This is a genomic window from Pseudomonas sp. PDM19 (assembly GCF_014852215.1).
GTDB lineage: Bacteria > Pseudomonadota > Gammaproteobacteria > Pseudomonadales > Pseudomonadaceae > Pseudomonas.
Map to the genome: position 1 here is coordinate 327,917 of NZ_JACVBG010000001.1, position 12,730 is coordinate 340,646.

A 12,730-nucleotide genomic window follows, 5' to 3' on the forward strand; every position below is an offset into this window, starting at 1 on the left:
TGGATTCTACAAACAATGCTGACCCGTATTGCCCGATTATCGCCGGTGCGCTGCGCCCTAACCTGACTCCATCGTTGAAACCGGGGCTGCGGCCCCCTCTGATGGAGCAAGTCCATGACTACTCGCGACGTGGTTTTCCCCGCTGGCCGCCAGGCCCTCTATGAACGCAACCGCTATTCCCCGGCGATCCGCAGCAACGGCCTGCTGTTCGTCTCCGGCCAAGTCGGCAGTCGCGAGGACGGCTCGCCCGAACCGGAGCTGGAAGCCCAGGTGCGTCGGGCCTTCGACAACCTCAACGCGATACTCGCCGCCGCCGGCTGCAGCTTCGAGGACGTGATCGACGTGACGGTATTCCTGGTCGATCCGCAGATGAATTTCGAGCGTGCCTGGCAGGTCGCTGCCGACTACTGGGGCATGGCGCCCTATCCGACGGCGACGGCGGTGGGAGTGACCTGGCTGTATGGCTTCGATTTCGAGATCAAGGTGATCGCCAGGCTGCCGGAAGGCCGCTAGGTGTCGCCCAGCGCCCGCAGCATCTGCTCGCGCAGCCAGCGGTGCGCCGGGCGGCTCGCGTGGCGCGGGTGGTAGAGGATGCACAGGCTGTAGCGCGGCAGCTCGAGGGGCGCCGGGTACAACACCAGCGCACCGTCGGCATTGAGCTGTTGCGCCACGCGGCGGGGCAGGGTGAGCAGGTAGTCGGAGACGGCGATCAGGCTCGGTGCGGCCAGCAGGCTGGGCAGTTGCACCGCCACGTCGCGCTGAATGCCCTGACGCGCCAGGGCAGCGTCGATCACGCCGACGGCGTCGCTCCAGGGCAGCACCACCACGTGTCGCTCGGCGAGGTATTGCTGCAGTGAAAGCCCGCCGCTGATCCGCGAGTGCCCTTTGCGCGCGACTACCACGTAGTCGTCGCTGAAGCACTCGATGGCCTCCAGGGCATCGCCTTCGCTGCGCTCGTGGGTAACGCCCAGGGCGAAGTGCACACGGCCTTCGCGCAGGTCGTCCAGCGAGTCCTGCTGCGTCGCGTAGACCACCTTGATGCGCAGGTGCGGGGCGAGTTTCTCGATCCGCGAAACAAGTCCCGGCAGCAGGGTGAAGCTGGTGTAGTCGGTGGCGGCGAAGACGAAGGTCTGGGTGGTGCTTGCCGGGTCGAAAGGCGCGGCGCTGGACAGCCTTTCGGCAAGCAGCGCCAGGGCCTCGCCGATGCCTTCGGCCATCAGCTCGGCCTGGGCGGTGGGCTGCATGGCGCTACCGGCGCGGACGAACAGCTCGTCGCCCAGGGTGTCGCGCAGGCGGCCCAGCGCGTGGCTGCAGGCGGAGGGACTCATGGCCAGTTCGTCGGCGGCGGTCACCACGCTGCGGTGGCGGAACAGGGCGTCGAACACCAGCAGCAGGTTGAGGTCGAGGCGGCGCAGGTTGGCGTGCACGGTGTTCAGTATCCGGTGAAGAAAATGCAGTACGTGCATTCTGCGCTTTCATTATCCTGCTGTCTCCGATCCACCTGATCCACCGGAACATCACCATGAGCCAACCGACTTTCCGCACCGCCACAGCCGCCGATACCGACCGCTGCTTCGAGATCGAGATATCCGCCTACGAAGGCGACGAGGCCGCGACCCGCGAGAAGATCGCCACGCGCATCGCACAGTATCCTGAAGGCTTCCTGATCATGGAGCTGGACGGCGAGATCATTGGCTTCATCAACAGCGGCTGCGCTTTCGAGGTGGTGATGTCCGACGAGGAGTTCAAGGAGCTCATCGGCCACGATGCGGCGGCGCCCAATGTGGTGATCATGTCGGTGGTGATCGACCCGGCGCAGCAGGGCAGGAGCTACGCCACATTGCTGATGCGTACCTTCATCGAACGCATGACCGGCCTGGGCAAGCGCAGCATCCACCTGATGTGCAAGGACCGTCACGTGCCGCTCTACGAGCGCTTCGGCTATCGCTACGTGAAGCCGTCGGCGTCCGACCACGGCGGCATGGCGTGGCACGAGATGGTGATGGAGCTGCCTGCCGCCTGATCGCTGAAGCGTCAGCGCTCCGGCCGGTCGTTCACCCGGTCGCGGGTGGCGCGTTCGGCCAGCAGGTCGAAGGTTTCCGGCAGCAGCGCGGCTTCGCCCTGCTCGTCGAGCAGTTGGCGGAACACCAGGTGGTCCGGGAAGCTGCGGCTGATCAGTGTCAGCAGCTCGGTGCCGCGCTCGGTCAGCTCGAAGTTGTTGCCGGTACCACCGTGCTCGCGGGGGCGTTCCTGGATATAGCCGTTGGCGAGCAGGTCGCCCTCCAGGTCGCCGGCGACCTTCTTCAGGTGATCGACGCTGCCGTCCACCGGCTCGCCCTGCAGCCGGTGCTGCTCGGCCACTTCCTCGCCGCACTCGCGGGCCTTGTAGGGTTGGTCGGCGCATTCCTGGGCGCGCAGCAGCAGGCGTTCGATCAGGTCCCAGTCGTAGCTCATGGCGTGTCCTCCGGGGTCATCAATGCAGGGCCTTCCTGAGTTGCGACCCGGCCGGGCGGGGAGGGTTCGAACTTCCTGCGCGGCGGTGCGCCAATGCGGCGCTGCGCAACCATCGACGACGTCGAGCTTCACTATCGATGCAATCGAGTGGTGCGCCGGCCGGGCGCAGCTGACTATCTGTCCCAAGAGCTTGTCGAACCGAGCAAGGGACAGAAACGATGAACACACAGCGCCCCACACCCAATCGCCTGGTCGCCCGCATCGCCCTTGGTCCGTTGCTGCTGGCCGTGGCCAGTCTGACCGGCTGCGCGGCGACCTCGGAAACCCGGCTGAGCTGGGACAGCCTCGGCGGTACCACCGCCCAGGACAGCAGCACCTACCTGAGCTGCGTCGACGGCCGGCTCACTCCCGGCACCGCCACCTTCGTCAGTGACAGCGGCGCCACCCGCCAGCTGCTCACCGGCAGCGCCGATCCGCGGCAGGCCAGTGGCATCGTCCAGGTGACCCCGATTGCCGGTGGCAACCACTTCAGCGCCTACCAGCGCAGCGCCTGGCAGGACAAGGGCGAGCTGCTGGATGCCGCCTACCAGTGCGCACAGCACAGTTGAACCGTCTTCGAGCGGGCCGCTCCCCCCAGCGGCCCGCTCAGCGCCGGCAGGCGGCGAATAGCCTGCGTCAGCGTCTGCCTTCGGGCTGCCGCTGATTCACTCTCCAGGGGCGCTCCCCCCAGCGCCCGACTATCGCCCGGCGAGTCCCCCCACTCGGCGGGCGTTTTTTTTAATTTACGACTGTTGTGTATTCTGATCGGTCATGCCAGTGTGTGCGCCCTGGCGGCTGTATTCGCCCTTCACAGCCTGTCGATGCGCATCCGGTTTGTCCGCCGGGCGCTGAACGCTGCCGCCGGCCGACGGTACACTCACTCCCGTCGCGTAACAGAAGTACAAGAGAATCGAGATGAACACGCATTTTCCGACTTGCGCCGTCTGGGTCCGTCGCGACGCAGACCTGCCCCTTCCCACCACCCTTCAGCCGACGGTGACAGCATGATCGAGGTAACCGAAGTTTCCATTGCGCAGCTGCGTGAAGCCCTGGAGTCGGGCCGCACCACCGCGGTCGAACTGGTCAAGGCCTACCTCGCGCGCATCGATGCCTACGATGGCCCGGGCAAGCTCAATGCCGTGGTCGTGCGCAACACGCAGGCCCTGAAGGAAGCCGAAGCCTCCGACGCCCGTCGCGCCCGTGGCGAGACCCTCGGCCCGCTGGATGGCATCCCCTACACTGCCAAGGACAGCTACCTGGTCAAGGGGCTGACCGCCGCCTCCGGCAGCCCGGCCTTCAAGGACCTGGTCGCCTACCGCGACGCCTTCACTGTCGAGCGCCTGCGCGCTGGCGGCGCCATCTGCCTGGGCAAGACCAACATGCCGCCCATGGCCAACGGTGGCATGCAGCGCGGCGTCTACGGCCGTGCGGAAAGCCCGTACAACCGCAAGTTCCTCACCGCGCCCTTCGCATCCGGTTCCTCCAACGGCGCCGGCACCGCGACTGCCGCGAGCTTCTCGGCCTTCGGCCTGGCGGAGGAAACCTGGTCGAGCGGTCGTGGCCCGGCCTCGAACAACGGCCTGTGCGCCTACACCCCGTCCCGTGGCGTGATCTCGGTGCGCGGCAACTGGCCGCTGACCCCGACCATGGACGTGGTGGTGCCCTATGCGCGCACCATGGCCGACCTGCTGGAAGTGCTCGACGTGGTCGTTGCCGAAGACGCCGACAAGCGTGGCGACCTCTGGCGCCTGCAGCCGTGGGTGCCGATTCCCGCCGTCGCCGACGTGCGCCCGGCGTCCTACCTGGACCTCGCAGCAGGCCCCGAAGCCCTCAAGGGCAAGCGCCTGGGCGTGCCGCGCATGTTCATCAACAAGGACGAACTCGCCGGTACCAGCGAGAAGCCCGGCATCGGCGGCCCGACCGGCCAGCGCATCAACACCCGCGCCTCGGTCATCGACCTCTGGGAACAGGCCCGCAAGGCCCTGGAAGCCGCCGGCGCCGAAGTTGTCGAAGTGGACTTCCCGCTGGTTTCCAACTGCGAGGGCGACCGCCCGGGCGCGCCGACCGTGTTCAACCGTGGTTTCGTCACAGAGCAGTTCATGCATGACGAGCTGTGGGAGCTGTCCGGCTGGGGCTTTGACGATTTCCTCCGCGCCAACGGCGACCCCAAGCTGAACAAGCTGGCCGACGTCGATGGCCTGCAGATCTTCCCGCACGACCCGGGCACCCTGCCGAACCGTGAGGACGACCTGGTCGCCGGCATGGACGAGTACGTCAACATGGCCAAGCGCGGCCTGAAGACCTGGGACCAGATCGAGTCCCTGCCCGACGGCCTGCGCGGCCTGGAAAGGACCCGCAAGCTCGACCTGGAAGACTGGATGGACGGCCTGAAGCTCGACGCCGTGCTGTTCCCCACCGTGGCCGACGTCGGCCCGGCGGACGCCGACGTCAATCCGGAGTCGGCCGACATCGCTTGGAGTAACGGTATCTGGGTCGCCAACGGCAACCTGGCGATCCGTCACCTGGGCGTGCCGACCGTCACCGTGCCGATGGGCGTGATGGCCGATATCGGCATGCCGGTGGGCCTGACCTTCGCCGGTCGCGCCTATGACGACTCCGCGCTGCTGCGCTTCGCCGCGGCCTTCGAAGCCACCGGCTCCAAGCGCCTGGTGCCGCCGAGCACGCCGCCGCTGGCCTGATCGGTTGCATGACGAAGAACCGCGCCCCTGGGCGCGGTTTTTTTATGGTCGCAAAGTGTGGGGGGCTCGTTGTCGACGGTCCGATGCATGGGTGGCTCGCGAACCAGCCTGGTATTCACCGGCGGCACTGGCGCTCCCCTGTAGGAGCGGGCCATGCCCGCGATCCGTCGGCAGAGCCGGCGCCTGTCTCAGCTCCTCTGGTGCAGGTTGTGCTGCTTTGGCTTGGGTGTTCCTGCGCCGCTTTGGTGTGCGCTCAGACATGTAGGGCGCATAACCCGGAACGGGTTATCCGCCAATGTCATTGCGGCGGATAACGCTGGCGCGCTATGCGCCCTACGAACCGAGCCAACGTCAGGGGTGGGCGTGAGGGCTATTTGTAGGACCGAGGGGGACGCCCAGTCCTTGCTCGCGAACCGCACAGCACCGAATCTCTCGCACCTACAAGGTTCGCTGTGCCTTCACGCAACCAAAGCGTGCTTCCTTCGACGGCGAGTAGCCATAGAACGACGTGTAGCACTTGCTGAAATGGCTGGGCGAGACGAAGCCGCAGGCCAGGCCGACCTCGTACATCGGCAGGCTTGAATGCTGCAGCAGGCGGCGGCTTTCGGTGATGCGCAGTTCCAGGTAGTAGCGCACCGGCGTGGTCCCCAGTTGCTCCTGGAACAGCCGCTCGATCTGCCGCTTGGAACGCCCGACGTAGCTCGACAACTGGTCCTGGTTCAGCGGCTCTTCGATGTTCGCGCTCATCAGGTTGATCGCCTCGCGCAGCGGCTCGCTGAGCTTCTCGTGCAGCGCCGGGCGGGTGCGGCGGAAGCGTGATTCCTCGAAGGCGAGGATGTCGACGATGGCGTCCACCAGTTCGCGGCCGTGGCGGGCGTTGATCCACTCCAGTACCAGGTTGAAGGCGCCCGTGGGGCTGGCGGCGGTGAGGCGGTCGCGGTCGGCCTGGTAGCTCTCGCTGGTGACTTCGCTGTGCCGGGCGATTTCCGCCAGCGCCGCGCGGTTCTCCGGGTGGACGGCGCACCGGTAGCCGTCGAGCAGGCCGGCCTGGCCGAGGAACCAGGCGCCGTTCCACAGGCCGGCCAGGGCGATGCCCTTGTCGGCGGCGGCCTGGAGCAGGCGGGTCAGCTCCGGGATCGCGCGCAGCGGAGTGCGCAACCCACCGCAGACCACCAGCAGGTCCAGCTCGGCGAGCTGCGTCGAGGTCAGCATGGCGCCGGGGCAGATCACCAGACCGAGGTCGCTGGTGACCGACTCGCCGTTGAGGCTGAAGGTCTCGGTAGCGAACGTCTGCGTGCGGATCAGGTTGGCGGTGACCAGCGTGTCCAGCGCCTGGGTGAAGGCGGGCAGGGAGAAGTGTTCGAGCAGCAGGAAGCCCACCCGCGCGAGGCGGCCGGGCTCCCTGGAATCACCGTCGAGGTAGCGCAGGTTGCGGCCCTGCATGGCCCCACTGAACTGGCGGCGTTCGACCAATCGGCACCTCGTCTGCGTGGGTGGGTGACCGGCTCAGCCGCGCACGGCGCGGCGGCCGAGGGCGGATTGGCCTGAGGGCGAAGTGCGCCGGCTGGTCTGGCTGAGCAGGATGATGATTACCGTCAGCGCCAGGGTCGAACTCACTTCGATGCGGTGCGTCGGCATGATGAACATCACCGCGAGGATGAAGCTGATGATCCCGATCACCAGCCAGGTCAGCCAGGGAAACAGCCACATGCGGAACACCAGCTCGTGGTTGCGCCGGCGCAGGATGCCGCGCATGCGCAGCTGCGACACGGCGATGGCGAGGTAGACGAGCAGGGCGATGGAGCCGGAGCTGGCCAGCAGGAACTCGAACAGCCGCCCTGGTGCGAAGAAATTGAGCAGGGTGGTGAACATGCCGATCAGCGTGCTGGCGATCACCGCCGCGCGCGGCACGCCGGCGGCGGAGGTGCGCTGGATGAAGGCCGGCGCATCGTGGCGCCGGCTCAGGGAATAGATCATCCGCGAGGCGATGTACACCGAGGAGTTCAGGCAGCTGGCCACGGCGACCAGCACCACCAGGTCCATCAGCAGTTGCGCGTTGGGGATGTTCAGCAGTTCCAGGGTGCGCTGGTAGGAGCCGATCTCCACCAGGCGCGGGTCGTTCCACGGCACCACCGAGATGATCACCAGGATCGACAGCAGGTAGAACACGCTGATGCGCCAGATCACCGAGCGCGTGGCCTTGGCGATGTTGCGGCTGGGGTCGCTGGATTCGGCGGCGGCGATGGTCACCGCCTCGGTGCCGATGAAGCTGAACAGGGTGGTGATCAGCGCGCTGAAGATGGCCGTCCAGCCGTTGGGCATGAAGCCGCCGTGCTCGCCCATCAGCTTGTTCAGGCCGCTCACCTCGCGCCCCGGCAGCAGGCCGAACAGCGCGGCCGCGCCAAGGCCGATGAAGGCGACGATGGCGACCACCTTGAGCATGGCGAACCAGAATTCGAACTCGCCGTACTTGGCGACGCTGAACAGGTTGGTGACGGTGAGCAGCAGCGTCATCGACAGGGCGAATACCCATGTCTCGACCTGCGGGAACCAGTTGTTGAGGATGACCCCGGCGGCGATGGCCTCGATGGGAATGACCAGCACCCAGAACCACCAGTACAGCCAGCCGATGGTGAAGCCGGCCCAGCGGCCGATGGCCTGGTCGGCATAGGCGGAGAAGGAGCCGGTGTCGGGGCTGGCCACGGCCATCTCGCCGAGCATGCGCATCACCAGCACCACCAGCAGCCCGGAGAGGGCGTAGGCGACGATGGCGGCGGGGCCGGCGGCGGCAATCGCATGGCCGGAGCCGACGAACAAGCCTGCGCCGATGATTCCCGCGATGGAGAGCATGGTTACGTGGCGGGGCTTGAAGCCCTGCACCAGATCGCCATTGGCGCCTTTTGCACTGGGAGCACTCATCTGTCGGCCTTTTATTGAAATTGTTATGTAGGGCGCGGCGACGCGTGGCCGGGTGCGGCTTCCCCGCAACCGCTGGAGCGCTGGTAGAGGCCGGGGAATCCGCGTGGCGGCTATGCGCTTCACGCGGGGCTCAAGCTAAGGCACCGGATGGGTGGCGAGTTGCTCGAAATCGCCGTGGGCATGACCAAAAACGACATGGGCGGCGGCTGGCGTAGTGGCGATAGGCCGCTCTGGGACGGAGGTTCCATGCGTAGTGGACGGCTTTGCACGGCGGCCTGATCGGATCGGCGGTCATGCCCGCTTCGCCCGCCGGCATTCGGGTCTAGGCTGAGTACTTTCGTCTGCCCAGGTGACCTGCCATGTCCCTCGTCCTGTTCGGCCATCCCTTTTCCTCCTACACGCAGAAGGTCCTGATCGCCCTCTACGAGAACGCCACGCCCTTCGAGTTCCGCGGCCTCGGCCCGGATCAGCCGGAGAACGGCGCACACTGGCTGCGCCTGTGGCCGCTGGCGAAGTTCCCGGTGCTGCTGGACGGTGAGCACAGCGTCGCCGAGACCAGCATCGTCATCGAGTACCTGCACCTCAAGCATCCCGGCCCGGTGCGCCTGCTGCCGGACGACCCGCTGAAGGCGCTGGACGTGCGCTTCCTCGACCGCTTCTTCGACTGGCATGTGATGACCCCGGTGCAGCACGCCGTTCTGGGCGCCATGAGCGGCGAAGCGGGCAAGCGCGCGGAAGGCCTGGCCCATGCGGTGAGCAAACTGGAGCTGGCCTACGCCTGGCTGGAGGAGGAACTCGCCGGGCGTACCTGGGCGGCGGGGGACAGCTTCAGCCTCGCCGACTGCGCGGCCGCTCCGTCGCTGTTCTATGCGGACTGGACCCATCCCATCGGCGACCAGTATCCGACGCTGCGCGCCTACCGCTCGCGCTTGCTGGCGCGCCCATCCTTCGCCCGCGCGGTGGAGGAGGCGCGGCCGCACCGGCCGCTGTTCCCGCTGGGGGCGCCGGATCGGGATTGAACCGGGCAAAAAAATCCCCCGTGCGCTGCCGCGACCGGGGGATGCAAGACCCGCGCAGGGGGACCGCGCGGGCGAGGTAGACACGTTGGCTCGATACCGGCATGAACCTGTAGGAGCGGTCCATGCCCGCGATCGCGCGCATGGCGCGCTCCTACAGGTCAGCTACATCACTTACAGGCGGATCAGCACCGATTTCAGCTCGGTGTAGTGCTCGATGGCCGCGGCGCCCATCTCGCGGCCGACGCCGGACATCTTGAAGCCGCCGAAGGGCAGCGCCGGGTCCAGCGCGCTGTGGCAGTTGACCCACACCGAGCCGGACTTGATGCGCGGCACCATGCGGTGCACCGCCGCCAGGTCGTTGGACCAGATGCTCGCGCCCAGGCCATAGGGGCTGTCGTTGGCCAGGCGCAGGGCGTCCTCGATTTCGTCGAAGGGCATGGCGACCAGCACCGGACCGAAGATCTCCTCCTGCACCAGCGGATTCTTCTGGTCGACGTCGACGATCACCGTGGGTTTGACGAAGTAGCCGGGGCCGAACTGCTCGCCGCCGCAGGCGATGGTGGCGCCTTTGCCTCGGCCCAGTTCGATGTAGTCGAACACGCGCTTCTGCTGCTTGGCAGAGATCAGCGGGCCCATGTCGATGCTCGGGTCCAGGCCGTTGCCCAGCTTCATGCCGTTGGCGATGCCGGAGATGTCGGCGATCACATTATCGAAGTGCTTGCGCTGCACATACAGGCGCGAGCCGGCGCAGCAGACCTGGCCCTGGTTGAAGAAGATCGCCTGGGCGGCGCCGGCGGCGGCGGTGGCGAGGTCGGCGTCGGCCATGACGATGGTCGGCGATTTGCCGCCCAGCTCCAGGGTCACGCGGGTCATGTTGTCCATGGCCGCCTTGCCGATTTCCTTGCCGACCGGGGTCGAGCCGGTGAAGGTCAGCTTGTCCACCAGCGGGTGGTGGGAGAGGGCGGCGCCCGCGGTGATGCCGGCGCCGGTGACGACGTTGAACACACCCGCCGGGTAGCCCGCTTCCAGGACCAGCTCGGCAAGTTTCAGCGCGGACAGCGGGGTTTCGTCGGCGGGCTTGAGCACCACGCTGCAACCGGTGGCCAGCGCCGGGCCGAGCTTCCAGCAGGCCAGCAGCAGGGGGAAGTTCCAGGCGACGATGGCGCCCACCACGCCGACGGCTTCGCGGCGGATATAGCCGTGGAATTCGCCGTCGGGCATCAGCGGCATGGACACGTCGACCGTGGTGCCTTCGATCTTGGTGGCGTAGCCGGCCATGTAGCGCAGGAAGTCGATGGCCAGTTGCACGTCCATGACGCGGGCGACGGCGGCGCTCTTGCCGTTGTTCAGGCATTCCAGCTCGGCCAGCAGGTCGGCGTCGCGTTCCATCAGGTCGGCGAGTTTCCACAGCAGGTTCTGCCGTTCGCGCGGGCGGGTGCGGCTCCAGGCCGAGTCATCGAAGGCCTGGCGCGCGGCGCGCACGGCGCGGTCGACGTCGGCGGCGGTGCCGGCCGGCACCTGGCAGAGCACTTCGCCGGTAGCCGGGTTGCGCAGGTCCATCAGGGCGCCGTCGCTGGCGGAGGTCCAGTCGGCACCGATCAGCATCTTCGGAGCGCGCTGCAGGAAGGCGCGGGATTCGGGCTTGATGGGCAGGGAAGCGAGCATTGCGGTGGCCTCTTGTTGTCTGTTCGTGCTCCCGGTCTGGGAGTCGCTGAGGCGGAGCATCGCAACGGCTGTGCCAAGGCTGTCAATTTTTTATAACTTATTGAATTAAAAGGATTTAATTGTGGTTTTTGGTGGGCGGGAGAAAAGCCGCTGTCGCATTGTGCGACAGCGGCTGAGACGCAGGGCTCAGGTGTTGGTGATATCCCGGTCCTTGGTTTCCGGCAGGAAGAAGATGCCGAGGATGGCCGTCATCACGGCGATGACGATGGGGTACCAGAGGCCGTAGTAGATGTCCCCGGTGGCGGCCACCATGGCGAAGGCGACGGTGGGAAGGAAGCCGCCGAACCAGCCGTTGCCGATGTGGTAGGGCAGCGACATGGAGGTGTAGCGGATGCGCGTCGGGAACAGCTCCACCAGCCACGCGGCAATCGGCCCGTAGACCATGGTCACGTAGATCACCAGGATGGTCAGCAGCACCAGCATCATCAGGTGGTTGATCTTCGCTGGGTCCGCTTTCTCCGGGTAGCCGGCTTCCTTCAGCGAGGCGGCGAGCTGCGCGGTGAAGACCTCTGACTGCACCTTGAACTCCGCCGCCGGCATGCCGGCCCCTTCGAAGCTGGCAATGATCTTGTCGCCGACGTGCACCTGGGCCAGTGCGCCGGTTTCCGCCTTGAGGTTCTCGTAGGGGATGGCGCGCTTGGCCAGCAGGCTCTTGGCCATGTCGCAGGAGCTGACGAATTTCGCCTTGCCCACCGGATCGAACTGGAAGGAGCAGGCGTTCGGGTCGGCCACCACGGTGACCGGGTTCTTCTCCTGGGCGGCGAACACGTCCGGGTTACCGAACTGGGTCAGGCCGTGGAAGATCGGGAAGTAGGTCAGCGCGGCGAGGATGCAGCCGGCCATGATGATCTTCTTGCGGCCGATGCGGTCGGACAGGCTGCCGAAGAACACGAAGAATGGCGTGCCCAGCAGCAAGGAGCCTGCGATCAGCAGGTTGGCGGTCTGCGCGTCGATCTTCAGCGTCTGCAGCAGGAAGAACAGCGCGTAGAACTGCCCGGTGTACCAGACCACGGCCTGCCCGGCGGTGCCGCCGAGCAGCGACATGATCACCACCTTGAGGTTCTCCCAGCGGCCGAAGGATTCGGTCAGCGGCGCCTTGGACGCCTTGCCTTCCTCCTTCATCTTCAGGAACACCGGCGACTCGGAGAGCTGCAGGCGGATGTACACCGAGATGATCAGCAGCAGGATCGACAGCAGGAACGGAATCCGCCAGCCCCAGGCCTCGAACGCCTCGTTCCCCATCACGGTGCGGCAGGCCATGATCACCAGCAGCGAGAGGAACAGGCCCAGCGTCGCGGTGGTCTGGATCCACGAGGTGAAGAAGCCGCGCTTGCCCTTGGGCGCATGCTCGGCGACGTAGGTCGCCGCGCCGCCGTACTCGCCGCCCAGCGCCAGGCCCTGCAGCAGCCGAAGGGTGATGAGGATGATCGGCGCGGCCACGCCGATGGTGGCGTAGGCGGGCAGCAGGCCGACCACGGCGGTGGAGATGCCCATGATGATGATGGTGATGAGGAAGGTGTGCTTGCGCCCGATCATGTCGCCCAGGCGACCGAACACGATGGCGCCGAAGGGCCGCACCGCGAAGCCGGCGGCGAAGGCCAGCAGGGCGAAGATGAAGGCGGTGGTTTCATTGACCCCGGCGAAGAAGTGCTTGGCGATGATCGCCGCCAGGGAGCCGTAGAGGTAGAAGTCGTACCACTCGAACACCGTACCCAGGGAGGAGGCAAAGATGACCTTGCGCTCCTCCTTGGTGATTCCGCTGTGAGGAGCGTTGCCCGCGGCCGGGCTGTATGTCTGCGCCATGTTCGTCTCCGTCTTGTTGTTGTTTTGGGCCGGAGTCCCTCGATTTTCCGTTACCGCACTCGAGCCCAGGGC

Annotated in this window: 11 protein-coding genes; 5 read left to right on the forward strand and 6 right to left on the reverse strand. The window is 66.6% G+C overall.

Annotated elements, in window-relative coordinates:
• Positions 1–114 precede the first annotated feature (114 nt).
• Positions 115–513 (forward strand): RidA family protein, encoded by a 399-nt coding sequence (locus tag IB273_RS01470; protein WP_192223025.1) that lies wholly within the window; start codon positions 115–117, stop codon positions 511–513.
• Here the strand turns inward: IB273_RS01470 and IB273_RS01475 are convergent.
• Complete coding sequence (locus IB273_RS01475; protein ID WP_192223026.1) at positions 510–1,466, reverse strand: LysR family transcriptional regulator; 957 nt, start codon at positions 1,464–1,466, stop codon at positions 510–512. The two genes, IB273_RS01470 and IB273_RS01475, sit on opposite strands and share 4 nt — an antisense overlap.
• 56 nt (positions 1,467–1,522) lie before the next feature.
• On the opposite strand from IB273_RS01475, the gene IB273_RS01480 reads away from it, so the two are divergent.
• The gene (locus tag IB273_RS01480; protein WP_081516637.1) at positions 1,523–2,023 is read left to right on the forward strand and encodes a GNAT family N-acetyltransferase; all 501 of its coding nucleotides are present in this window, start codon (positions 1,523–1,525) and stop codon (positions 2,021–2,023) included.
• An 11-nt stretch (positions 2,024–2,034) separates the two neighbouring features.
• Here IB273_RS01480 and IB273_RS01485 read toward each other — a convergent pair whose 3' ends face one another.
• Complete coding sequence (locus IB273_RS01485) at positions 2,035–2,454, reverse strand: transcriptional regulator (protein WP_081516638.1); 420 nt, start codon at positions 2,452–2,454, stop codon at positions 2,035–2,037.
• A 218-nt stretch (positions 2,455–2,672) separates the two neighbouring features.
• On the opposite strand from IB273_RS01485, the gene IB273_RS01490 reads away from it, so the two are divergent.
• Positions 2,673–3,062, forward strand: coding sequence for a hypothetical protein (locus tag IB273_RS01490; RefSeq protein WP_225610059.1), 390 nt, complete (start codon positions 2,673–2,675; stop codon positions 3,060–3,062).
• A 435-nt stretch (positions 3,063–3,497) separates the two neighbouring features.
• The gene (locus IB273_RS01495; protein WP_192223027.1) at positions 3,498–5,192 is read left to right on the forward strand and encodes an amidase; all 1,695 of its coding nucleotides are present in this window, start codon (positions 3,498–3,500) and stop codon (positions 5,190–5,192) included.
• 438 nt (positions 5,193–5,630) lie between these two features.
• Here IB273_RS01495 and IB273_RS01500 read toward each other — a convergent pair whose 3' ends face one another.
• Positions 5,631–6,635, reverse strand: coding sequence for a GlxA family transcriptional regulator (locus IB273_RS01500; protein ID WP_192223786.1), 1,005 nt, complete (start codon positions 6,633–6,635; stop codon positions 5,631–5,633).
• Positions 6,636–6,698: 63 nt separating this feature from the next.
• Entirely contained in the window at positions 6,699–8,111 is a 1,413-nt protein-coding gene (gene gabP, locus IB273_RS01505) for a GABA permease (protein WP_192223028.1), read from the reverse strand.
• Positions 8,112–8,470: 359 nt separating this feature from the next.
• On the opposite strand from gabP, the gene IB273_RS01510 reads away from it, so the two are divergent.
• A complete protein-coding gene (locus IB273_RS01510; protein WP_192223029.1) occupies positions 8,471–9,130 on the forward strand; it encodes a glutathione S-transferase family protein in 660 nt (219 codons plus the stop codon).
• Between the two features lie 171 nt (positions 9,131–9,301).
• On the opposite strand, the gene IB273_RS01515 is transcribed toward IB273_RS01510, so the two are convergent.
• Both IB273_RS01515 and IB273_RS01520 read right to left on the reverse strand, forming a co-directional pair.
• Positions 9,302–10,795, reverse strand: a complete 1,494-nt coding sequence (locus IB273_RS01515) for an aldehyde dehydrogenase family protein (protein ID WP_192223030.1) — start codon at positions 10,793–10,795, stop codon at positions 9,302–9,304.
• A 186-nt stretch (positions 10,796–10,981) separates the two neighbouring features.
• Positions 10,982–12,658 carry an MFS transporter gene (locus IB273_RS01520; RefSeq protein WP_192223031.1) on the reverse strand — a complete coding sequence of 559 codons (1,677 nt, stop codon included), beginning with the start codon at positions 12,656–12,658 and terminating at the stop codon, positions 10,982–10,984.
• Positions 12,659–12,730 lie beyond the last annotated feature (72 nt).

Coding starts and splice junctions, on each gene's coding strand:
- IB273_RS01470 (WP_192223025.1), top strand. CDS start 115: ATGACTACTCGCGACGTGGTTTTCCCCGCTGGCCGCCAGGCCCTCTAT.
- IB273_RS01475 (WP_192223026.1), bottom strand. CDS start 1,466: ATGCACGTACTGCATTTTCTTCACCGGATACTGAACACCGTGCACGCC.
- IB273_RS01480 (WP_081516637.1), top strand. CDS start 1,523: ATGAGCCAACCGACTTTCCGCACCGCCACAGCCGCCGATACCGACCGC.
- IB273_RS01485 (WP_081516638.1), bottom strand. CDS start 2,454: ATGAGCTACGACTGGGACCTGATCGAACGCCTGCTGCTGCGCGCCCAG.
- IB273_RS01490 (WP_225610059.1), top strand. CDS start 2,673: ATGAACACACAGCGCCCCACACCCAATCGCCTGGTCGCCCGCATCGCC.
- IB273_RS01495 (WP_192223027.1), top strand. CDS start 3,498: ATGATCGAGGTAACCGAAGTTTCCATTGCGCAGCTGCGTGAAGCCCTG.
- IB273_RS01500 (WP_192223786.1), bottom strand. CDS start 6,635: ATGCAGGGCCGCAACCTGCGCTACCTCGACGGTGATTCCAGGGAGCCC.
- gabP (WP_192223028.1), bottom strand. CDS start 8,111: ATGAGTGCTCCCAGTGCAAAAGGCGCCAATGGCGATCTGGTGCAGGGC.
- IB273_RS01510 (WP_192223029.1), top strand. CDS start 8,471: ATGTCCCTCGTCCTGTTCGGCCATCCCTTTTCCTCCTACACGCAGAAG.
- IB273_RS01515 (WP_192223030.1), bottom strand. CDS start 10,795: ATGCTCGCTTCCCTGCCCATCAAGCCCGAATCCCGCGCCTTCCTGCAG.
- IB273_RS01520 (WP_192223031.1), bottom strand. CDS start 12,658: ATGGCGCAGACATACAGCCCGGCCGCGGGCAACGCTCCTCACAGCGGA.